The 900-nt window shown below is 42.8% G+C and carries 2 protein-coding genes; both read left to right on the top strand.

Annotation, left to right across the window (positions count from 1 at the left end; all coding sequences use genetic code 11):
- The first annotated feature begins 177 nt into the window (after window positions 1-177).
- On the top strand, window positions 178-666 hold the full coding sequence (locus tag A3738_RS27190) for a hypothetical protein (protein ID WP_156502585.1): 489 nt from the start codon (window positions 178-180) through the stop codon (window positions 664-666).
- 8 nt (window positions 667-674) lie between these two features.
- Window positions 675-900: SCO family protein (locus A3738_RS27185; RefSeq protein WP_197474083.1), on the top strand; the 226-nt coding region annotated here is incomplete at its 3' end.

Below are 900 nucleotides of genomic sequence, written 5' to 3'. Positions count from 1 at the left end.
GATGCTGAGGTGTTGGACCGCAAGTCTGTGTTTCTCGAAAGTAGTGTTGATGAAATTCAAATCCACTCGATGGGTAATCTAGCCAACGAGCCTCCTGTTCATCATACCTATAAAGCCGGTGCTACGATCGAAGGGAAGCGTGTCACGTTCAAGCTTACGCTCATTGATGAGTAAGGCATGCAAATGTTTCGAGGGCTAATATGCCTGTTGTTTTGTTGGGGTATTAGTGGCTGTTCTTCTGATTCTGATTTGGAGCGAACTTCACTTCAATTTACATGTCTAGAGACACAAGAAAGTTGTTCGGTAAGTCTTTCTAACGCGAAGAACTCTGATCAATCCACGAAGCCAGAAGAGTTTGTTTTAAGGTTAATGCAGTCAGAATTGCCAGCCCTTAAACCTTTAGATTTTTATTTTTTCAGTTCTCATTCCTCTATTGATAAAGATTTTGTTGTGGAAAAGGCATGGATCGGAGGGCGAGACATGTTTATGGGAGAACATGATTTCACCATCACTATGCAGGACGAGGTCGCGCAGTTGCAGGGCATGATTCCGGTATGCGTGACGGGTGATAGTATGATCTGGCGTTTGCATATACAGGCTCTAGTAGGTGGGTCTGCCTATACTTTTTTTGCAGATTTTCATTCAAGGTCGGATTCACATAATTAGGAAATAACATGTCAAAAGCACAGGGTATTGTTTTTAGTTTGTCGCTGATTATTGTGGGTGTTTTGAGCTTTAAGTTGTATCAGCAAAGTGCGCAAAAAGAACCTGAGGATGTGAAGGCCGCTTATTTGACTGCTGGTGATTTTATGCTGGAAAGCGGGGGAGAAACTTTCTCCAGCAAGACACTTCGAGGCCAGCCTTACATTTTATATTTTGGTTTTACGTCTTGTCCGGATG

The organism is Oleiphilus sp. HI0066 (assembly GCF_001635725.1).
Note: the sequence above shows the minus strand (reverse complement) of the source record. Positions and strands in the feature narration are given on the sequence as shown.